Origin of the sequence: Methylocystis sp. B8 (assembly GCF_005771425.1) — a bacterium.
In the GTDB taxonomy this organism is placed as follows: Bacteria; Pseudomonadota; Alphaproteobacteria; order Rhizobiales; family Beijerinckiaceae; genus Methylocystis.
Genome location: NZ_VBTZ01000009.1, coordinates 93,360 through 112,161 on the forward strand (window position 1 = coordinate 93,360; position 18,802 = coordinate 112,161).

The 18,802-nt window shown below is 61.7% G+C and carries 18 protein-coding genes; 11 read left to right on the top strand and 7 right to left on the bottom strand.

Annotation, left to right across the window (positions count from 1 at the left end; all coding sequences use genetic code 11):
• Window positions 1–29: 29 nt before the first annotated feature.
• From dusB to hflX, 7 genes are all read left to right on the top strand, one after another.
• The gene (gene dusB / locus FEV16_RS13955; protein WP_138168263.1) at window positions 30–1,067 is read left to right on the top strand and encodes a tRNA dihydrouridine synthase DusB; all 1,038 of its coding nucleotides are present in this window, start codon (window positions 30–32) and stop codon (window positions 1,065–1,067) included.
• Window positions 1,064–2,236 (top strand): ATP-binding protein, encoded by a 1,173-nt coding sequence (locus tag FEV16_RS13960; RefSeq protein ID WP_138168233.1) that lies wholly within the window; start codon window positions 1,064–1,066, stop codon window positions 2,234–2,236. The genes dusB and FEV16_RS13960 overlap by 4 nt, the downstream gene beginning before the upstream one ends.
• Window positions 2,237–2,264: 28 nt before the next feature.
• Window positions 2,265–3,731, top strand: coding sequence for a nitrogen regulation protein NR(I) (ntrC, locus tag FEV16_RS13965; RefSeq protein WP_138168234.1), 1,467 nt, complete (start codon window positions 2,265–2,267; stop codon window positions 3,729–3,731).
• Window positions 3,732–3,786: 55 nt separating this feature from the next.
• Complete coding sequence (locus FEV16_RS13970; protein ID WP_138168235.1) at window positions 3,787–6,075, top strand: PAS domain-containing sensor histidine kinase; 2,289 nt, start codon at window positions 3,787–3,789, stop codon at window positions 6,073–6,075.
• Entirely contained in the window at window positions 6,075–7,442 is a 1,368-nt protein-coding gene (locus tag FEV16_RS13975; RefSeq protein WP_138168236.1) for a sigma-54 dependent transcriptional regulator, read from the top strand. Before FEV16_RS13970 ends, FEV16_RS13975 begins: the two co-directional genes overlap by 1 nt.
• 228 nt (window positions 7,443–7,670) lie before the next feature.
• Window positions 7,671–7,934 carry an RNA chaperone Hfq gene (hfq, locus tag FEV16_RS13980; RefSeq protein ID WP_138168264.1) on the top strand — a complete coding sequence of 88 codons (264 nt, stop codon included), beginning with the start codon at window positions 7,671–7,673 and terminating at the stop codon, window positions 7,932–7,934.
• A 5-nt stretch (window positions 7,935–7,939) separates the two neighbouring features.
• Window positions 7,940–9,322: a GTPase HflX gene (gene hflX / locus FEV16_RS13985; protein ID WP_138168237.1), complete on the top strand. Its 1,383-nt coding sequence runs from the start codon at window positions 7,940–7,942 to the stop codon at window positions 9,320–9,322.
• Between the two features lie 19 nt (window positions 9,323–9,341).
• Here hflX and mazG read toward each other — a convergent pair whose 3' ends face one another.
• From mazG to FEV16_RS14005, 4 genes are all read right to left on the bottom strand, one after another.
• Entirely contained in the window at window positions 9,342–10,163 is an 822-nt protein-coding gene (gene mazG, locus FEV16_RS13990) for a nucleoside triphosphate pyrophosphohydrolase (RefSeq protein ID WP_138168238.1), read from the bottom strand.
• A 71-nt stretch (window positions 10,164–10,234) separates the two neighbouring features.
• Window positions 10,235–10,900: a cold-shock protein gene (locus FEV16_RS13995; RefSeq protein ID WP_246657342.1), complete on the bottom strand. Its 666-nt coding sequence runs from the start codon at window positions 10,898–10,900 to the stop codon at window positions 10,235–10,237.
• 505 nt (window positions 10,901–11,405) lie between these two features.
• Window positions 11,406–12,200 carry an MBL fold metallo-hydrolase gene (locus tag FEV16_RS14000; RefSeq protein ID WP_138168240.1) on the bottom strand — a complete coding sequence of 265 codons (795 nt, stop codon included), beginning with the start codon at window positions 12,198–12,200 and terminating at the stop codon, window positions 11,406–11,408.
• Window positions 12,197–12,988 (bottom strand): TatD family hydrolase, encoded by a 792-nt coding sequence (locus tag FEV16_RS14005; RefSeq protein ID WP_138168241.1) that lies wholly within the window; start codon window positions 12,986–12,988, stop codon window positions 12,197–12,199. The genes FEV16_RS14000 and FEV16_RS14005 overlap by 4 nt, the downstream gene beginning before the upstream one ends.
• 302 nt (window positions 12,989–13,290) lie before the next feature.
• On the opposite strand from FEV16_RS14005, the gene FEV16_RS14010 reads away from it, so the two are divergent.
• The 3 genes from FEV16_RS14010 to FEV16_RS14020 all read left to right on the top strand — a co-directional run bounded on the left by FEV16_RS14010 (window position 13,291) and on the right by FEV16_RS14020 (window position 15,141).
• Window positions 13,291–13,557 carry a hypothetical protein gene (locus FEV16_RS14010; protein WP_138168242.1) on the top strand — a complete coding sequence of 89 codons (267 nt, stop codon included), beginning with the start codon at window positions 13,291–13,293 and terminating at the stop codon, window positions 13,555–13,557.
• On the top strand, window positions 13,554–14,699 hold the full coding sequence (locus tag FEV16_RS14015; protein ID WP_138168243.1) for a CapA family protein: 1,146 nt from the start codon (window positions 13,554–13,556) through the stop codon (window positions 14,697–14,699). The genes FEV16_RS14010 and FEV16_RS14015 overlap by 4 nt, the downstream gene beginning before the upstream one ends.
• A gap of 73 nt (window positions 14,700–14,772) precedes the next feature.
• Window positions 14,773–15,141 carry a VOC family protein gene (locus FEV16_RS14020; protein ID WP_138168244.1) on the top strand — a complete coding sequence of 123 codons (369 nt, stop codon included), beginning with the start codon at window positions 14,773–14,775 and terminating at the stop codon, window positions 15,139–15,141.
• Window positions 15,142–15,147: 6 nt separating this feature from the next.
• On the opposite strand, the gene FEV16_RS14025 is transcribed toward FEV16_RS14020, so the two are convergent.
• The 3 genes from FEV16_RS14025 to metG all read right to left on the bottom strand — a co-directional run bounded on the left by FEV16_RS14025 (window position 15,148) and on the right by metG (window position 18,399).
• Complete coding sequence (locus FEV16_RS14025) at window positions 15,148–15,957, bottom strand: methyltransferase domain-containing protein (RefSeq protein ID WP_246657343.1); 810 nt, start codon at window positions 15,955–15,957, stop codon at window positions 15,148–15,150.
• A gap of 94 nt (window positions 15,958–16,051) precedes the next feature.
• Window positions 16,052–16,543, bottom strand: a complete 492-nt coding sequence (locus tag FEV16_RS14030; protein ID WP_210234893.1) for a hypothetical protein — start codon at window positions 16,541–16,543, stop codon at window positions 16,052–16,054.
• A 269-nt stretch (window positions 16,544–16,812) separates the two neighbouring features.
• Entirely contained in the window at window positions 16,813–18,399 is a 1,587-nt protein-coding gene (metG, locus tag FEV16_RS14035) for a methionine--tRNA ligase (protein WP_281404860.1), read from the bottom strand.
• A gap of 152 nt (window positions 18,400–18,551) precedes the next feature.
• On the opposite strand from metG, the gene FEV16_RS14040 reads away from it, so the two are divergent.
• Window positions 18,552–18,794 (top strand): hypothetical protein, encoded by a 243-nt coding sequence (locus FEV16_RS14040; RefSeq protein WP_138168245.1) that lies wholly within the window; start codon window positions 18,552–18,554, stop codon window positions 18,792–18,794.
• The last annotated feature ends 8 nt before the right edge of the window (window positions 18,795–18,802 follow it).

Sequence of the window (18,802 nt, forward strand, 5' to 3'; positions counted from 1 at the left end):
CGAAGGGAACTGCTTATGCTATGGGCAAGATGACTGTTGCCGAAAATCTAGGCGCTGGCTTCGACGCTGCGCCTCTGAGCATTGGCGGAGTTGCGCTGACAGGCCGCGCGCTGCTCGCGCCGATGGCCGGCGTAACGGACCCCACGATGCGCCGCATCGCTTCGCGCCTTGGCGCGTCGGCGACGGTGAGCGAGATGGTGACGGCCGCTGGCGTCGCCCGCGGCGATCGCGAAACCTCAATGCGACTCGAAGGGGCCGGCGAGGGTCCGCGAGTCATTCAGATCGCCGCGCGCGAGCCGGATGAAATTTCCGCCGCCGCCAGATGCGCCGAAGCGGCCGGGGCTGACTGGATCGACATCAACATGGGCTGTCCTTGCAAGCGTGTCACCGGAGGCCTCGCGGGGGCCGCGCTGATGCGCGATCTCGATCAGGCGGCGCGGCTGATCTCCGCAGCTCGAGAGGCAATATGCGTGCCGCTCAGCGTGAAGATGCGTTTGGGGTGGGACGATTCGAGCCGCAACGCGGCGGGGCTGGCGCGGCGCGCGGAAACTGAAGGCGCGGCGATGATCACGGTGCATGGACGGACGCGTCAGCAGTTTTATTCAGGCCGGGCTGACTGGCAGGCGATCGCGGCGGTGAAAGCGGCGGTGCGAATCCCGGTGATCGCCAATGGCGACTGCGCCAGCGAAGACGACGCAGTCGAGATGCTGGAAAATTCCGGGGCCGACGGAGTCATGATCGGTCGGGCGGCGATGGGGCAGCCTTGGATCGTGGGCGACATCGCGCATTTCTTAAAGAGCGGGAAGCGGCGCGCGCCGCCGACTGCGGCGCGGCGCGCGGAGATCGTGCGCGAGCATCTAGAAGGCCTGGTTCGCTCGATGGGCGCCTCGGCCGGCCTCAGGCATGCGCGCAAGCATCTCGCCGCTTATGTCGATCGCCTTGGGAAAGCGACGCCCGCCGATGCGCGTCGCGCGCTGGTCACGACAGAATCGGCCGATGAGGCAGAGCGGCTGATCGGGCTGATCTTCCTGAAAGGACAGTCAGCAGAGCAGGGCGCCACGGCATGAGCATTACCGATCGTCCCCGCCGGAATGGCGCGCATTGCAGCAGCTATGAGCCGCTCAAGGTCCTCAACGAGGCAGGCCGATCCTGCATGCTTGAGGCCTTGCCGAACCCGATCCTGACGGTCGCGCGCGACGGCGTCATCGAGGACGCCAACGCCGCCGCCGAGGCCTTTTTCGAGCTCGGCAAGCCTTTGCTCATCGGCCAGTCGCTCGATCGCCTGCTGCCGTTCGGATCGCCGCTCACCGCGCTCATCGAGCAGGTCCGCGAGCGCGGCGCGACCATCAATGAATACAAGGTCGATCTCGGACGCCCCGGCCAGGACGCCGACCGACGCGTCGACGTTCACTGCGCGCCGCTTGCAGAGGGCGACGGACTCGTGCTGGTCATGCTGCAGGAGCGAACAATTGCCGACAAAATAGACAGGCAACTGACGCATCGCGGCGCTGTCCGCTCGGTTTCAGGGCTCGCTTCGATGCTGGCGCATGAAATCAAAAATCCGCTGTCGGGCATTCGTGGCGCCGCGCAGCTGCTCGAATCCTCGCTGGGCGATCAGGATCGCGCGCTGACGCGGCTCATTTGCGACGAAACCGATCGGATTGTGCGTCTCGTCGACCGGATGGAGGTTTTCTCCGATGCGCGTCCGCTGAAGCGTGAGCAGGTCAATATTCATTCCGTGCTCGACCATGTGAAGCGCGTCGCGCAAAGCGGATTTGCGCGAAACATCCGCTTTGTCGAGAACTACGACCCGTCGTTGCCGCCGATTTACGCCAATCGCGACCAACTGGTGCAGGCCTTCCTCAATCTCGTGAAAAACGCTGCAGAGGCGGTCGGCGAAGCCGTCGATGGGGAGATCGAACTTTCGACCGCCTTTCGGCCCGGCGTCAGTCTCCGAGCCATGGGCGAGAAGAACCCCATCGGCCTGCCGCTCGAATTCTGCGTGCGCGACAACGGTCCCGGCGTACCCGAGGACATCGCGGCGCATCTCTTCGATCCCTTTGTCACGACGAAGTCGACAGGAACTGGCCTCGGACTTGCACTGGTTGCGAAGATCGTCAACGACCACGGCGGCATCGTGGAGTGCGACTCCCTCCCCAGACGCACGACGTTTCGGGTGCTGATGCCGATGTACAGGGTGAAACGGCCCGATCAACGCGAGGAACGGCGTGCATGACATCTCGCAAAGGCGGGAGAACCGATCAATGACGCGAGGAGAGATTCTGGTCGCTGACGACGACGCTTCGGTCCGCACGGTTGTGGCGCAGGCGCTTTCACGCGCCGGCTATGAGGTGCGCACCACGGGCGCAGCGGCGACGCTTTGGCGCTGGGTGCAGTCGGGGGAGGGCGACCTCGTCGTCACCGACGTCGTGATGCCTGACGAGAATGCTTTCGAGCTTCTGCCGCGCATCAAAAAGCTTCGTCCCGAGTTGCCGATCATCGTCATGAGCGCGCAGAATACCTTCATGACCGCCATTCGCGCGTCGGAGCGGGGCGCCTACGACTATCTGCCCAAGCCCTTCGACCTGAAAGAGCTTGTCGGCATCGTCGGGCGCGCGATGGCGGAGCCGCGCAAGCACCCCGAAGACAACGGTCATGACGAAATCGAGGGTATGCCGCTCGTCGGCCGCTCCCCGGCGATGCAGGAAATCTATCGCTCGCTGGCGCGGTTGATGCAGACCGACCTCACGGTGATGATCAATGGCGAGTCAGGCACAGGCAAGGAGCTCGTCGCCCGCGCTTTGCACGACTATGGCAAGCGCAAGAAAGGCCCCTTCGTCGCCGTCAATATGGCGGCGATTCCGCGCGATCTGATCGAGAGCGAGCTTTTCGGACATGAGAAAGGCGCCTTCACCGGCGCCAACCAGCGCTCGGCCGGCCGCTTCGAGCAGGCCGAGGGCGGCACGCTGTTTCTCGATGAAATCGGCGACATGCCGATGGAGGCGCAGACAAGGCTGCTGCGCGTGCTGCAGCAGGGCGAGTATACGACCGTCGGCGGACGCACGCCGATCAAGACCAATGTCCGGATCATCGCCGCGACAAACAAGGATCTTCGCATCCTCATTCAGCAGGGCCTGTTCCGCGAGGATCTCTATTTCCGCCTCAACGTGGTGCCGCTTCGGCTGCCGCCGCTTCGCGAGCGCGTCGAGGACATTCCAGACCTCGTCCATCACTTCTTCAAGGTGGCCGCGAGCGAAGGGCTGCCGCAGAAATACATTGAGCAGGCCGCGCTAGACCGGATGAAGAAATATCGCTGGCCGGGCAATATCCGCGAGCTGGAGAATTTGATCCGCAGGCTCGCCGCCCTGCATCCGCAAGAGGTCATCTCCGATCAGCTCGTGCAGGTCGAACTCGAACATGAAATTCGGCAAGCCGAACCAGAGAGGAGCGCCACCGTCGCGCCGTCGCAGGAATTGCCTGACGGCCAGACGCTTTCGACGTCTGTCGAACTGCATCTCGCGAAACTCTTCCGCGACTATGGCGATCAGCTGCCGCCGCCCGGTCTTTATCACCGCATCATCCGCGAGATCGAAATTCCGCTTGTGTCAGCCGCCCTTGCGGCGACGCGCGGCAATCAGATCAAGGCGGCTGAACTGCTCGGACTGAATCGCAATACGCTGCGCAAAAAAGTTAACGATCTCGATATCCGACTGATGCGCTCGCCACGGTAACCACTTACCGCGCCGTTTAATTGCAAGCGGCGCCGGCGGAGCCTATACAGGCGCCATGGCCCTGACCGGAGACGCGCCTTCTCCGCTAAAGGCGAAAGGCAGGACGCCGTTTCGCAGGTGGTTCGGCCCGATCATCGTGATCGGGGCCGTCGGCTGCGCTTTGGCCACATTTCTGGTTGTGGCGGAATTCGGCATTGTGTCGCCGACCGACGACCGCGTGTTGCCGCTGCTCGTCGTCAATGGCGTCTTCGTCGGCGTTCTGCTCGCCATGGTGCTCGTCAAGGCCTGGCGCCTTTACCGCGTCTGGCGGCGCGGCGAAGCGGCGGCGCGCCTTCATGTGCGCACGGTCGGCTTCTTCTCGGTCATCGCTTTGATGCCGGCGATTTTACTGGCGATTGCCGGCTCACTGACGGTCGAGCGCGTGCTCAATCCGGCCTTCATGTCCAACGTCAAGGTCTTCGTCCACAATACCGCCGAAGCGGCGGCGGTGTTTCGTGAAAGCCAGTGCCGGGCGCTGCTTCAGGAAGCGCAGCTCACGGCGTCCGACCTCGACCGCGCAGCCATACTTTACAACTCCGACCGGCCTTACTTTCATCAGATCTTTCAGTCGCGAGCCTATTTCTTGGGTTTTTCCGTCGCGGCGCTGGTGAAATCCAGCGGAGAGATTCTCGATCGCATCGACGTCGCGCAAAACGCCGCTTCGATCATTATCGCGCCTCCAAAATCCGAGTTCGACGATGCCCGACGCGGGGAGCCTTTGTGTCTCGTGATCGACGACGGCAAAAGCTTCGTCGCATTGCGCGCGCTCAACGCCTTTCAGGACACGTTCCTTTACGTCACCCGGCCAATCGACCCGATAGCGGTCGAATTCCCAAAACAGGCTGAGAGCCTCATCAACAGCTACGACGCCTTCGACTCTTATCGCACGGCGGTGCAGCGCGCCTTCGTGATGATGTACGCCTTTCTGACGACAATCATGCTGCTGTCGTCGATCTGGTTCGGGCTCGATTTCGCCGACCGGCTCGTGACGCCGATCCGTGACCTGATCGCCGCAACCGACGAAGTTTCGGCGGGCAATCTAGACGTTCGCGTCAATGTCGATAAGCAACACGGCGAATTGGCGCGTCTCGGCGATGTCTTCAACAAGATGACAACCGAACTCAATCTTCAGCAGAGCCGCCTGATCGAAGCTAACCGCATCAATGACGAACGGCGCGAATTCACCGAGGCGGTGCTCGCTGGCGTTCCGGTTGCGGTCATGGGCGTGGACTCGGAGAGCGTCGTCACCATTCTCAACCGTTCCGCCGAGGAATTGTCGCTTACGGACGCAAAGGGGCAGGCGACGGTGGGCGCCGATGTCGGGTCAGTCTTGCCGGAAATCGTCCCGATTCTGAAGGATGCGGCGGAAGTCTTCCCGCGTGCGGTGCAAAGCCAGATCACCATCAAGCGGGGCGTCGCCGAACGCACTTTGAATGTGCGCGTCACCTCGGCGCGCGCCGAAGAGGGAAATCCAACTTACGTCGTGACGCTTGACGACATCACCGATCTTGTGATGGCGCAGCGCACGTCAGCCTGGGCGGACGTTGCGCGGCGCATCGCGCATGAAATTAAGAATCCCTTAACGCCGATCCAGCTTTCGGCTGAAAGACTTCGCCGTAAATACGGCAAGGTCATTCAGGACGATCGCGACGTTTTCGACCAATGCACGGATACGATTGTTCGCCAGGTCGACGACATCAAGCGCATGGTCGACGAGTTTTCATCTTTTGCGCGTATGCCGAAGGCTCGTCCCGAGCGCGACGATCTCAACGAATGTATTCGGCAGGTGGCGTTCCTCATGCGCGTCGGCAACGCCGATCTCGATATCGTCGAAGAATTGCCTGAAACGCCGGTCATTGCGCAATTTGATCGCCGCTTGCTGTCGCAGGCGCTCACCAATATCGTTAAGAACGCCGTCGAAGGCATCGCCGCACGGGAAGAAAAAGACGCTCAGGAAAAGGGACGAGTCGAAATCAAATTGGATGTGCGCGATCGCATGGCCGAAATCGATGTGATTGATAATGGTAAGGGCTTCCCGGCAATGAACCGGCAGCGCCTGCTCGAACCTTACATGACCACGCGGTCGGACGGCACCGGACTAGGTCTGCCGATCGTCGCCAAGATCATCGAGGATCACGGGGGCCGGCTAGAGTTGCTGGACGCGCCGTCGGGTCGGGGCGCCTGCGTAAGGCTTATCGTGCCCCTCGCCGCGGAGACATCGTCAAAGGAAGAGCCGCGCGGCGCTGGCGTTGAAGCTGACAACGCGCCGGCGCATGCAAGCGAGGCGGGGCAGAGCGGGGCATAATGGCGACTGATATTTTGATTGTCGACGATGAAGCGGACATCAGGGAGCTCGTCGCTGGAATTCTGAGCGATGAAGGGCATGGGGTCCGAACCGCCAAAGATTCCGACGAAGCGCTCGCGGCGATCGCCAGCAGGCGTCCACATCTCGTTTTTCTCGACATCTGGCTGCAGGGATCGCGGCTTGACGGTCTTCAAGTGCTCGAACTGGTGCAGAAGCAGCACAAGGGCTTGCCGGTTGTCATGATCTCAGGCCACGGCAACATCGAGACCGCGGTCAGCGCCATCAAGATCGGCGCTTACGATTTTATTGAGAAGCCCTTCAAAGCGGACCGGCTGGTGCTCGTCGCCGAACGCGCGCTCGAGGCCTATCAGCTGCGGCGAGAACTTTCCGCGTTGCGCCAACGGGCAGGGGCGTTCGACCGCATCGTCGGCGATTCCCCGGCGGCCCATCAGCTGCAGCAGCTCATCGCCCGCGTTGCGCCAGTAAATTCGCGCGTTCTGATCACCGGCGCGCCCGGAAGCGGCAAGGAACTCGCCGCCCGCTGCATCCATGAGGCCTCGACTCGCGCGGGCGGGCCGTTCGTCGTCATCAATTCGGCGACCATCACACCGGAAAACATGGAAATCGAGCTGTTCGGACGCGAAGGCGCCGATGGCGAACGCAAGATCGGCGCGCTTGAAGAGGCGCATGGCGGAACGCTGTTCCTCGATGAAATCGCCGACATGCCGAAGGACACACAGGCGAAAATCCTGCGCGTGCTGGTCGACCAGACATTCCAGCGGGTTGGCGGATCGAACAAAGTCCACGTCGATGTGCGCATCATCTCGTCCTCAGCGCGCGATCTCGCCTCGGCGATCGAAGAGGGCGCGCTGCGCGAGGATCTGTTTCACCGCCTCGCCGTCGTGCCAATCCGAATTCCCTCGCTGGCGGAGCGGCGCGAGGATATTCCTGCGCTCATCAACTATTTTATGGAAAACATGTCGCTCGCCTCCGGCATGCCGCGGCGGCGGATCGCCGAGGACGCGCTCGCGGTTCTGCAATTGCATGACTGGCCGGGCAACATCCGTCAGTTGAAGAACAACGTGGAGCGCCTGATGATCCTCACCTCGGGCGATCCTGGTGCGACGATCACCGCCGAAATGCTTCCTCCCGACGTCGGCGAACTCGTGCCGGCGACGCCCGCCGGCGTGCGCGGCGAGAAATTGATGAGCCTGCCGCTCCGAGAAGCGCGGGAAGTTTTCGAACGCGAATATCTCGTCGCGCAGCTCAACCGCTTCTCGGGGAATATATCCCGCACGGCGGAGTTCATCGGCATGGAGCGGTCAGCCTTACACCGAAAACTTAAGTCGCTGTCAGTAGAGTCATAAAAACATTGAGATAGGCGAAACTATTAAAGTATCGCTTTAGGTTCCTGATATGAGCTTGCGTGGTCTTCGAAACCACGCTTTCGATGAATTGGCATGGCCAACCGCATGACTCGCACCTTGCGCTTCGCCTTTTGAAAGGTTCTAATGAATATGGCGGCGAAACAAGAAGAACGATCCCTTGGGGGCGGCGTCATTCCGCTCGGCTCAAAAAACAGAACAGGACAGCCGATGTCGTCAGAGCGTTCGCAAAATCTGCAAGATACATTTTTGAATTTCGTCCGGAAGAATAAAGTCCCGCTTACCATCTTCCTCGTCAATGGCGTCAAGCTCCAGGGCATCGTCACCTGGTTTGACAATTTTTGCCTATTGCTGCGGCGAGACGGACACTCTCAGCTCGTCTACAAGCACGCCATCTCGACGATCATGCCTGGACACCCCATACAAATGTTTGAGCCGGGCGATGAAGAAGCGCAGGTCGACAAGCAGCGGTAGGGCTATTGAGGGTCGATAGGCAAGCAAGGAACGGCGCGACGCGGAAAAGCGGCGGCGAGACGCGCGCATTAGTTATTGGCCCCTATCTGGCCCAGGCTGGCGCGGCGCGCGAGAGAGACTCCGCGGCGCGCCTCGCGGAGGCCGTGGGGCTCGCGCAGGCGATCGATCTCGATGTCGTCGGCCAATCGGCCATATCGCTCAACGAGGTCCGGCCGGCAAGCTATCTTGGAAAGGGCAAGGTCGAGGAGATCGCCGAGATCGTCAGGGCGAAAGACGCCGCGCTTGTCAGCATGGACTGCCAGCTTTCGCCCGTGCAGCAGCGTAATCTCGAAAAGGCGTGGGACGCCAAGGTCATCGACAGGACCGGGCTCATCCTCGAAATTTTCGGAGAGCGCGCCCGCACCAAGGAGGGCGCGCTGCAGGTCGAGCTTGCGCATCTGGCCTATCAGAAGTCGCGGCTCGTGCGCTCCTGGACCCATCTTGAACGCCAGCGCGGCGGCTTTGGCTTTCTCGGCGGACCCGGCGAAACTCAGATCGAGACCGACCGGCGCCTGATCGAGGAGCGGATGCGGCGCATCGAACACGATCTCGACAAGGTGAAGCGGACCCGCGCATTGCATCGCAAGACGCGGCGCGAGGTCCCTTATCCCGTAGTTGCGCTCGTCGGCTACACAAACGCAGGAAAGTCGACGCTTTTCAATCGGCTGACACGCGCCGAAGTGCTCGCGCGGGACATGCTCTTCGCGACCCTCGATCCCACGCTGCGCCAGATCAAACTGCCGCATGGCGCGCGAATCCTACTTTCCGACACGGTGGGCTTCATCTCGGATCTTCCGACGATGCTCGTCTCCGCCTTCCGGGCGACGCTCGAGGAAGTCACCCTCGCCGACGTGGTTCTCCACATTCGCGACGTTTCGCACGAAGACTGGGAAGCGCAAGCGAAGGACGTCTCGGCAATCCTCGGTGAACTCGGTCTGAAAGGCGAAGCCGAGGGCCGTATCCTCGAGGTGTGGAACAAGATTGACGCGCTCGATCCAGAGCGGCTGTCGGCGCTTCAAGCCGCAGCACGGGGGATCGCGGCTGACCGCCGTCCCACGCTGGTGTCGGCCTTGACCGCGCAGGGGCTCGACGAACTGCTGGTGCGGGTCGAAGCGACGCTCGCGGCCGGCCGCATTCGGTTTGAACTCGATTTGGACGCTGCTGACGGCGAGGGGCTCGCCTGGCTTCACGCCCATACCGAGGTGCTCGAACGCGACGTGCTGCCGCAAGGCGGCGTCCACCTTGTCGTTCGCGTCGATCCCGAGCGTTCGGACGGTCTCGCGAGACGCTTTCCGCAAGCTGAAAGAGTGCGTGAAACGGGAGCATGGCGCCGACGAGCCGCGTCGTAGTCGAGGCGCCGCAAACCCGTCAGCGCAGCTTGCGCTCGGAGCCTTTTGCCTCAACCCACAACGACTCCATCTCGTCGAGTGACGCAGCTTCAGGTGAACGCCCCGCCTCGGCGAGGCGTTGCTCGATATGGCGGAAGCGCCGCTCGAATTTGGCGTTGGCGCGGCGCAGCGCCTGTTCGGGATCGACCTTTGCATGACGCGCAAGATTGGCGACGACGAACAATAAATCGCCGATTTCCTCTTCGAGCGCCGGCGAAGCCTGCGCGCCGGGAAGGGCGAGTTCCGCGGCGACTTCCTCGGTTTCTTCGCGAATCTTATTGAGGACCTGTTGCGCGTCGTCCCAGTCGAAACCAACTTTCGACGCCTTTTGTTGAAGCTTTAGCGCGCGTGTCAGCGCGGGTAGGGCGAGCGGCACGCCCTCGAGCAGGCTCTCCGGCTGGGGCCCCTTCTTCGCCGCCTGTTCGCGCGCTTTAATCTCGCTCCACTGCGCCGTCACACCGTCGGCGTCGAGCGACTGGCCGTCGCCAAACACGTGTGGATGCCGGCGTATAAGCTTGTCGCAGATCGCGTCGACGACGTCAGGGAATGCGAAGGCGCTCAGCTCCTGCGCCATCCGAGCATGGAACACGACCTGCAGCAGGAGATCGCCCAATTCATCCTTGAGATCGGCAAGGTCGTCGCGCTCGATGGCGTCGGCGACTTCATACGCCTCTTCGATCGTATAGGGCGCGATCGAAGCGAAATCCTGTTCGAGATCCCAGGGGCAGCCGCTGCCCAGCGTGCGTAGCGCCGCCATGATTTCAATCAGCCGGGCGATGTCGCCGCGCGGTGGGGCCGACATGAGCTTCCCCAAAGAAAAGCGCCGCGGCCCTCTAAAGAGGATCGCGGCGCGAAAGATTATCTAAACGCGGCTCAATCCAGGCTGATGGACAGCGCTTCTCGGCCTTTCGCCGTATCGACAACCTGCATCGTCACCGGTTGGCCTTCGGCAAGCCGGTTCACGCCGGACGGAGCAAGGATCGAAATGTGCACGAACACGTCCTTGCCGCCATCGTTCGACTGGACAAAGCCGAAGCCCTTGGTCTCGTCGAACCATTTGACCTTGCCGGAAACCGGCACTGCGGTCGACGGATCGGGCGCCTGACGACGGGGCCGGGGGCTGTCAAAGCCGCCACCACCGGTGCGCGGCGGCGGCGCGCGCTCGGCGGCGCCGGCCAGATCGACCTCGAGAATGCGCGCCACCTGCTGGCCTTTCACCGAGCTCGTGACCTGCACCTGCAATTTTGCGCCGGGCGGCAATGAGTCATATCCCGCCGCCTGAACGGCCCCGATATGGAGGAAGGCGTCGCCGGTGCCATTGGCGAGTTCTACGAAGCCAAAGCCCTTGTCGGGCTTGAACCACTTCACGATGGCGTCGACGGCAGGCTCATTCGACATTGGCGGCGGCGCGTCAGGAAAACCGCCGCCTCCAAACTGCGAACGCGGCGGCCGGCTCGGCCGCGGGGCGTCATAACCAAACGGGGCGTCGTCATCGAATCCGCGTTTGCGGGGGCCCCGAAAATCTCTACCTTTGCTCATGTTTACCTGCTCGTCTCCGCCAAAAACGGCAAGACCGCTATGCCAACCTTGTGCGCCCAGGCGCTCCCGTTCGCGTCGCGAAAACGCGCGCGTTCGAAAACGACGATGATGTGCCTCTTGAATGCCATATAGTCCCGCGCAGCGAGCCTTTTACCAGAACTTCGGCCCGGAAGGCCAGCGAATTCCATGGCCTGATCCAAAAATCCAAATAGTCGCCATGGTTTGACAGCTGCCGCGGACGCGCGGAATGTTTGCGTTTGCAGCATCTTAGATGAAGCGTGCATGGGAATTTTGACGCCTTTTGAGATTTCGCGCCCGTCGCATTGTCAACGCAAAGCGTCACTGTGAAAACCGCGAGGCCTGCAGCTTATGGGGGTATGGGGAATACCGGCGTGTATCTCGAAAGCCTTTCCAACGATAGGAGCGTAGCCCGAGAGTCCCATCCGCGATTCGCATAATCGATATTATGGAACCTCATTATATGCCCATATGCCGGCCCTGACTTTCAGACTTCCAGCAGCATTCCATCGAATGCCGGCGTGACATTTTCCGGCAGCATCGCGGCGAGCGCATCATAGTCCAGATCGACATGCAGATCCGTCAGCACGGCCCGCTTCGGTTTGAAGTGCGCGATGATATCCAGCGCCTGACTGACGGAGAGATGCGTGCCATGCCGCTGATGACGTAGCGCGTCGATGATCCAGAGATCGAGCCCTTCGAGATATTGCGCGCTCTCCGGCGGAATGGCGTGAAGATCGGGCGTATAGGCCACATTGTCGAAGCGAAAGCCGAGCGCGTCCATGTCGCCATGGTCGAGGCGAAAAGGCGTCGCGACGATCGCGCCGCCGGGTCCGTCGACCGTCACATCGCGCCCCAGATGCAGCCGATGTTCGGTCATCAGCGGCGGATAGAAGCTGCCGGGCGGCGTCTTGAAGATGTAGTCGAACTTCGTCGCGAAGGATCGCGACGTCGGCTCGTCCATATAGGCTGGAATGCGTCGTCCGCTCATAATGACCAGGCCGCGCACGTCGTCGACGCCATGGGTGTGATCAGCGTGCGGATGGGTGTAGAGGATCGCATCGAGCCGCTTGACATCAGCGTCGATGAGCTGTTCGCGCAGATCTGGACCTGTGTCCACAAGCACCTGCGTCGCCGCATCGGCCGGCCCGCGCGAAACGAGAATAGAGCAGCGACGGCGCCGGTTCTTCGGATTGTCCGGATTACACTTCCCCCAACCCTGCCCGACGCGCGGCACGCCACCTGACGAGCTGCAACCGAGAATCCTGATCCTAAGGCTCACGCGGCGGCGTCCAGAGGCGGCATTTTGGAAAAGAGCCGCAGCGCGTTTTCGGTTGTGGCGATCGCCAACTCGGCGGCGCTGATCCCCTTGATCTCAGCGAGCGCGCGCGCCGTGTCGACGACGAAGGCCGGCTCATTGCGCTTGCCGCGATGGGGCGTTGGCGCAAGGAAAGGCGCGTCGGTTTCGACCAGCATCCGCTCCAGCGGCACGTCGCGAGCGATCTCGCGCAGATACTCGGCGTTCTTGAAGGTCACGACGCCGGAAAAAGAAATATAGAGACCGAGCTCAAGCGCCGTTTGGGCGAGCGCCGGGCCGCTCGTGAAGCAATGGAGCAGGGCGGGGAAAGCCCCCTTCCCCATTTCGTCTTTCAGAATGGCGGCGCAGTCCTCGTCGGCATCACGGGTGTGGATGACGAGCGGCAATCCTGTTTCGCGGGCGGCTTGGACGTGAATGCGGAAAATGCGCTGCGCCACGTCGCGCGGCGCATGGTCATAGTGATAATCGAGACCTGCTTCCCCCAATCCAACGCATTTTGGGTGCTGCGACAGAGTGACGAGCGTTTTAACCGTCGGCTCGGCTTCCTCATGCGAATGGTGTGGATGCGTTCCTACGGTGCAGAAGACGTCCGGATAGGCCTCCGCAATCGCCTTCACTCGATCGAAGCGCGACAGATGCGTCGAGATCGTGATCATCCTGCCGACGCCGCGCGCTTTGGCGCGCGCGATCGTCTCCGCGAGTTCGGGCGCGAAATCGGGAAAATCCAGGTGGCAATGGGTGTCGATGAGCATCAGGTTCAGTCGGGAAGGAGCATTATCTTGATTGTCCAAGCACAGCACAGTCGTTCGTCGGCGGCTCCAAGCTTTCGATGACGCGCTTGAGCCAACGCCGCAATATGGCTCTGCGGCGGGAAAACACAAATATTTAGCCCCGGCTCCTTCGCGGCTAAGAAACGAGGCGCTATATTTTTGGCCATGCGGAGCTATCAGTTAGCCCCTTGGACGAAGCTCGCCGCGAAGCGGTCGCGCCTCAAGCTTGCCGCGAATCGCGTCAAAAGCTCGGCCGGAGCGTACGCAGACCGAAGAGGACATCGTTGACGCAGTCTTCCGCGCAAGGCGGCGATGGCCGCCAGCTGGCGACGATCAAGGACGTGACCGATATTCTCGGAGATGTCGACGACGCGACGCTGTCGGCGATCATGGATTTGCGCCCGACGATCGCCGATGTCGAAGAAGCGTCGATGTGGATGTCGGGCGACCGGGACGTCTTCGGCGCCGGCGCGCCGCTTAAGGATGTCGCGGGAGAAATCATCTCGCTTCTCGGCGGCGACGATGATGAGAATCTTCCGCCCACGATATGAGGGTCGGCGCGCCGCCACGCCGAGACGGCGCGCAGATCATCAAGCTCTTCCTCTGCGGTGACGTCATGATCGGCCGGGGCGTCGATCAGATCCTTCCCTCGCCCTGCCCGCCCAAGCTCTATGAGGAATATGTTTCGTCGGCCGAAGGATATGTCCGCTTGGCCGAAGCGGCGTCCGGGCCGATACCGCGGCGCGTCGATCTTTCCTACATCTGGGGCGACGCGCTCGCTGAGCTTCGCGACCGCGCGCCTGACGCTCGCATCATCAATCTCGAAACAAGCGTGACGCGCAGCGAGACCGCCGAACACAAGGCGATCAATTATCGCGTCAGTCCGCAGAACGCAGAATGTCTACGCGTCGCCGAAATCGATTGTTGTTCGCTCGCGAACAATCATGTTCTCGATTGGGGGCCGACCGGCCTCTTTGAGACGCTCGACACGCTTGCGCGTCTGGGCATTTCTGTCGCCGGCGCGGGATGCACGATCGACGAGGCGCGGCGACCAGCCATCCTGGACATCCCTCAAAAGGGACGTGTGGTCGTTGTGTCCTTCGCCCTGCCCGACAGCGGGACGCCCCTCGACTGGGCGGCGACGCGCGCTGCTCCGGGAGTCAATCTTCTGCCTGACCTTTCCGCGGAAAACATCGACTTGGCCTGCGAGTTGGCGAGACGCGCTGCACTGCCCGGCGACATTCTGGTGATTTCGATCCACTGGGGCTCGAACTGGAGCTATCACGTTTCAAACGCCCAACAACAGTTCGCGCATCGGCTGATCGAAGAGGCCGGCGCCGCCATCATTCACGGACATTCGTCGCACCATCCGAAGGGGCTTGAGGTCTATCGCAACCGTTTGGTCCTTTATGGCTGCGGAGACTTCCTGAACGACTATGAAGGCATCAGCGGGTATGAAAGCTATCGCGGCGATCTTTCGCTGATGTATTTCGCGGAAATCGATGCGGCGACCGGCGATCTCATCCGACTTCGAGTGGTCCCACTGCATATGCGCCGCTTGCGCCTCGAACGCGCGTCGACAGCCGACGCCGAATGGCTCGCGCATACGCTCGATCGCGAAAGCGCGCCGTTCGGCGTTCGCGTGCGTCACGCGGATGGGACGCTGTCAGCCTCCTGGTCCGACGGCGAATAACGCCGCAACGCTCGTGACTGGCGGCGCGCCAATTCCCATCTCTATTCGTCAACAGACAAGCGGAGCTTAATCGATGGCCATCATCCTCAATCACACAATCGTGCCGGCGCGCGACAATGACGCGGCGGCGCGCTGGTTCGCGCACATTTTTGGTTTGCGCTACGGCGGCTCCAAGGGCCATTTCGCGCCGGTGAAGATCAACAGCGAACTAACCCTGCTATTCGATAAGGATGAAGGCTTCGGGTCCAGCCACTATGCGTTCCACGTTACCGACAAAGAATTTGACGAGATATTCGGACGCGTGAAGGACGAAGGCATAGCCTTTGGAAGCGCTCCCGGCCGGTTTACGGACGGGCAGCTCAATGACTGGAACGGCGGCCGAGGCGTCTATTTCAAAAGTCCCGATGGCCATGTGCTCGAGCTGATGACCGCGCCGCAGTAGCGCTCGCTACGCCGCCCGCGCCTCGTAAAGAATCGCCTGCATCGGCAGGCGCATGGGATTTTGGCCGAGCTCTTCCGTAAGCCTTTCCGCTAGCGCTTCGACAATCGTCTCGGCGCGCACGCCGCCGCGTTCGCGGAGCTGCTCAAAGAGCGGACTGCCGAAAACGAGTCCCTTGGCGAAATCCACCGGATTAGCCACGTCCTTGACGCGCGACTGAACGGAAACGGTGATGTCCATAAAACCGGCGTCGATCAGCGATTCTTTGATCGGGTCGATCTCGGCGCATGAAAATGGCGCTCTCAAAAATTGTGGCGGATCGTCGGGAAAGAAGCGCTCGATCACCTCCAGCCCTAATCGGGAGAAAGGATTGTAGCGCGGCGAATCCCAGACGCTGAAGAGATAGCGGCCGCCCCGTCGCAGCGCGCGGCGCGCCTCGCGATGCGCGTCCGCCTTATCGGGGAAGAACATCAGCCCGAACTGACAGATGATCGCGTCGAAAGCCCCATCTGCGAAAGGCAAAGCCGTCGCATTGGCCGGCCGGAACGTCACCTGTTCTTCAGCACTGAATTTCGACTTCGCCACTTCGAGCATCGGCTCATTGAGGTCAGTCGCGGTCAGTCGCGCCTGCGGGCCGAGCGCATCGCGCAGCTTGCGTGTGACGATTCCCGTGCCGGCCGCCGTTTCGAGCACATCGGTCGGAGCGCTCTCGGCGACACGACGCGCAATGTCCGCTGCGTAATCATCAAAGATTACCGGGCCGAGGCTGCGGTCGTAGTGAGTGGGAATATCGCCGACGAAGCGCGCAGCGTCGCTCATCACAATGTCAGTCTCGAAGCGGAAGACAACAACTCGCCGCACGACGCGTCCCTGCTCTCGGGTTCGGGCGTCGGCGGCGCGCTGTTTAGTCGCTTTATTGCTGTGCCGGCTGTTCGGCCGCAGGCTCCTCCGGAGCGGCCGCCTTCGGCTTGGGTTTAGCCTTGGGCTTGGGCTTGGGCTTCGGCTTTGGCGCGGGCTCCGCAGCCGCCGGATCAGGCGCAGCCACGGGCGTGGCTGCTGGCGCGGGCGCCGGAGCTGGAGGCGGCGCTTCGGTGACCGCGGGAGCCGGCGCGGGCGCGGGCGCGCGCTCCACAGGGGGAGTCTCGACGACTGCCGGCTGCTCGGCCGGAGGCGCTTCAGGCCCCGGTGTCGCCGCCGTGTCGGGTTGTGCGGGCTCCGATTCGACTGGCGTCGCCGTCGCTTCGCTCGGCGCCGCCTCTTCCGTTGGAGCCGCCGGTTTGAAGCGGCCCTCGATCGCGGCCTTGAGATTGGCGACGCCTTCGGTCGGCGCGGCGTAGATGCCCAGTCCAAAGCCGATCGCGCCGAAGATGACCGCCGTCAGGATTGTTGAAATGCCACGCGCCATCCGTGAGTTCCTTTAGTGAGAAAAGAGCCGGTCCGAAGACCTGACATAACGAAGGCGGACGCTGCTGACGCAAGCGCTCAATTGAGCGGCGCGCCGGACGGCTCCTCTCGAAGGAGTCGATGTTTCATCTTGCACGCCCAAGCTTTGTCCGACAAGTCCGTGCAGACCAACGCCATTTCGCTGCCGCCGCGCCGCCATTTGAAATGCATGATTGTGGTGAGCGCGTGGCGGCGCGAGAGCGTTCGGACTCGTTTCGGTGGACGGTGGGATTAGCCGCCTGCCGTTGGCGGAGCGCGACTATCCGCCTCCTCCTCCATGAATCGTGGGAAAACCGGCGTTGGCGGCGGAAGCGGGGCCCCTTCCTGAAGAGCGTTCCCCTCGCCGGCGTGAGCGAAGTTCCGCTCGTCTGGACCGACGTCCAGAAGATCGAGGAGCTTGCCAGCCGATTCGGGCATGAACGGTTGCAAGGGAATCGCCAGCCGGCGCAGCGTTTCGGCCGTGACGTAGAGGACGGTCTCCATGCGCCCAGGGTCAGTCTTCTTCTTCGCCCAAGGCTCCTCCGCCGCGAAATAGCGGTTGGCTTCGGCGACGACGCGAAAAATTTCAGCAAGCGCGTGATGCGGCGCGTAATCCTCCATGGAGGCGCGCGCCTTCTCAAGAACGTCGGCCGCCTGAGCGAGAATGTCCCTGTCCGCATCCGTAAGCGTATGTTTACGCGGTACGGCGCCCATGCAATTTTTGGCGATCATTGACAGCGATCGTTGCGCAAGATTGCCGAGGTCATTGGCGAGGTCGGCGTTGATGCGGTTGACGATCGCCTCGTGCGAATAATTGCCGTCTTGCCCGAAGGGAATTTCGCGCAGGAAGAAATAGCGCAACTGATCGACGCCATAACGCTCCGCGAGATCGATCGGATCGACGACATTGCCGACCGACTTCGACATCTTCTCGCCCTTGGAGAACAGAAAACCATGCACGACGATCTGCTTGGGCAACGGCGCCCCTGCAGACATTAGAAACGCCGGCCAGTAGATCGCGTGAAAGCGGGTGATGTCCTTGCCGATGACATGAGCGTCGGCGGGCCAGAAATGCGCCTTGTTTCCGCCTTCCGTAAGGTATCCTGTAGCTGTTACGTAATTCGTAAGAGCATCGACCCAGACATACATTACGTGCTTTGCGCTGGTGTGCTGGCCTGGCGGAATCTCGATGCCCCAGTCGAAAGTGGTGCGGGAAACCGAGAGATCGGTCAGTCCCCGCTTCACGAAGGCGACAATCTCGTTCCGATAGTGTTCCGGCGTGATGAATTCCGGATACGCCGAATAATGGGCGAGGAGCCTTTCCGCATAGGCCGACAGTTTGAAGAACCAGCTCTCCTCTTCCACCCATTCAACCGGCGTGCCGGTCGGCGCGAATTTCTTGCCATCCCGTTCGGCGAGTTCGTCTTCGTCGTAATAGGCCTCGTCGCGCACCGAATACCAGCCGGCGTATTTGGAGAGATAGAGATCGCCATTCGCCTCCATGCGCCGCCAGATTTCGAGCACCGTTTGCTTGTGGCGCCCCTGAGTCGTGCGCACGATGTCGTCCGCGCGGGCGTTCAGCGCCTCGCCCATGCGGGCGAATTGTGCAGCGGTTCGGTCAGCGAGCGCCAGCGGCGTCAGCCCTTCCTTCTCCGCCGTGCGCTGCATCTTCTGCCCGTGTTCATCCATGCCGGTGACGAACAGCACGTCATAGCCGTCAAGCCTCTTCCATCGGGCGAAGGCGTCGGTCGCGATGCGCTCATAGGCGTGGCCGATATGCGGCGCGCCATTTGCATAAGGAATGGCTGTCGTGATCATGTAGGGGGGACGCTCAGGCATGAAATGGGATTTAGCTTGCTTCAGCCCGATAGGAAAGCGCATCCGAGCGCGTCGGGAAGATTTGAACTAAGTTAACAGAATATATTTACCCCAAAATGAACGAGGCTCCTCTGTCTCTCGGATTGCGCTAAATTGATCACGGGGACGCGGCCATGCCCGTATCGAAAAACACGCCAAAGGATATTGCGAAGAGAGTCGCCGAAAAGCGAAGCGCGCGCACAAATGGCTGGCGGCGTGAGACCTTCACGCTGGAGAGAAGCGAAGCGCGGGCGAAGGCGCGCGAATGGTTCGAGCGCTTCCCCAAGGCCGCCTATATGACTGAGATCGAGTTCTGGCGCGAACTGGAAGACGGCCGCATCGAGTTTACGATCCGCCGGCTGCCGAGCGCCGATTAGCCCAACGA

Bases quoted from the DNA above. Each gene is read 5' to 3' on its own strand.
- mazG (WP_138168238.1), bottom strand. From the start codon at position 10,163: ATGTCGGCCCCACCGCGCGGCGACATCGCCCGGCTGATTGAAATCATG.
- FEV16_RS14030 (WP_210234893.1), bottom strand. From the start codon at position 16,543: ATGGCGCGTGGCATTTCAACAATCCTGACGGCGGTCATCTTCGGCGCG.
- FEV16_RS13970 (WP_138168235.1), top strand. From the start codon at position 3,787: ATGGCCCTGACCGGAGACGCGCCTTCTCCGCTAAAGGCGAAAGGCAGG.
- FEV16_RS13995 (WP_246657342.1), bottom strand. From the start codon at position 10,900: ATGAGCAAAGGTAGAGATTTTCGGGGCCCCCGCAAACGCGGATTCGAT.
- hfq (WP_138168264.1), top strand. From the start codon at position 7,671: ATGTCGTCAGAGCGTTCGCAAAATCTGCAAGATACATTTTTGAATTTC.
- FEV16_RS14015 (WP_138168243.1), top strand. From the start codon at position 13,554: ATGAGGGTCGGCGCGCCGCCACGCCGAGACGGCGCGCAGATCATCAAG.
- FEV16_RS13960 (WP_138168233.1), top strand. From the start codon at position 1,064: ATGAGCATTACCGATCGTCCCCGCCGGAATGGCGCGCATTGCAGCAGC.
- FEV16_RS14005 (WP_138168241.1), bottom strand. From the start codon at position 12,988: ATGCTCATCGACACCCATTGCCACCTGGATTTTCCCGATTTCGCGCCC.
- FEV16_RS14020 (WP_138168244.1), top strand. From the start codon at position 14,773: ATGGCCATCATCCTCAATCACACAATCGTGCCGGCGCGCGACAATGAC.
- FEV16_RS14040 (WP_138168245.1), top strand. From the start codon at position 18,552: ATGCCCGTATCGAAAAACACGCCAAAGGATATTGCGAAGAGAGTCGCC.
- FEV16_RS14025 (WP_246657343.1), bottom strand. From the start codon at position 15,957: ATGAGCGACGCTGCGCGCTTCGTCGGCGATATTCCCACTCACTACGAC.
- ntrC (WP_138168234.1), top strand. From the start codon at position 2,265: ATGACGCGAGGAGAGATTCTGGTCGCTGACGACGACGCTTCGGTCCGC.
- metG (WP_281404860.1), bottom strand. From the start codon at position 18,399: ATGCCTGAGCGTCCCCCCTACATGATCACGACAGCCATTCCTTATGCA.
- FEV16_RS13975 (WP_138168236.1), top strand. From the start codon at position 6,075: ATGGCGACTGATATTTTGATTGTCGACGATGAAGCGGACATCAGGGAG.
- dusB (WP_138168263.1), top strand. From the start codon at position 30: ATGACTGTTGCCGAAAATCTAGGCGCTGGCTTCGACGCTGCGCCTCTG.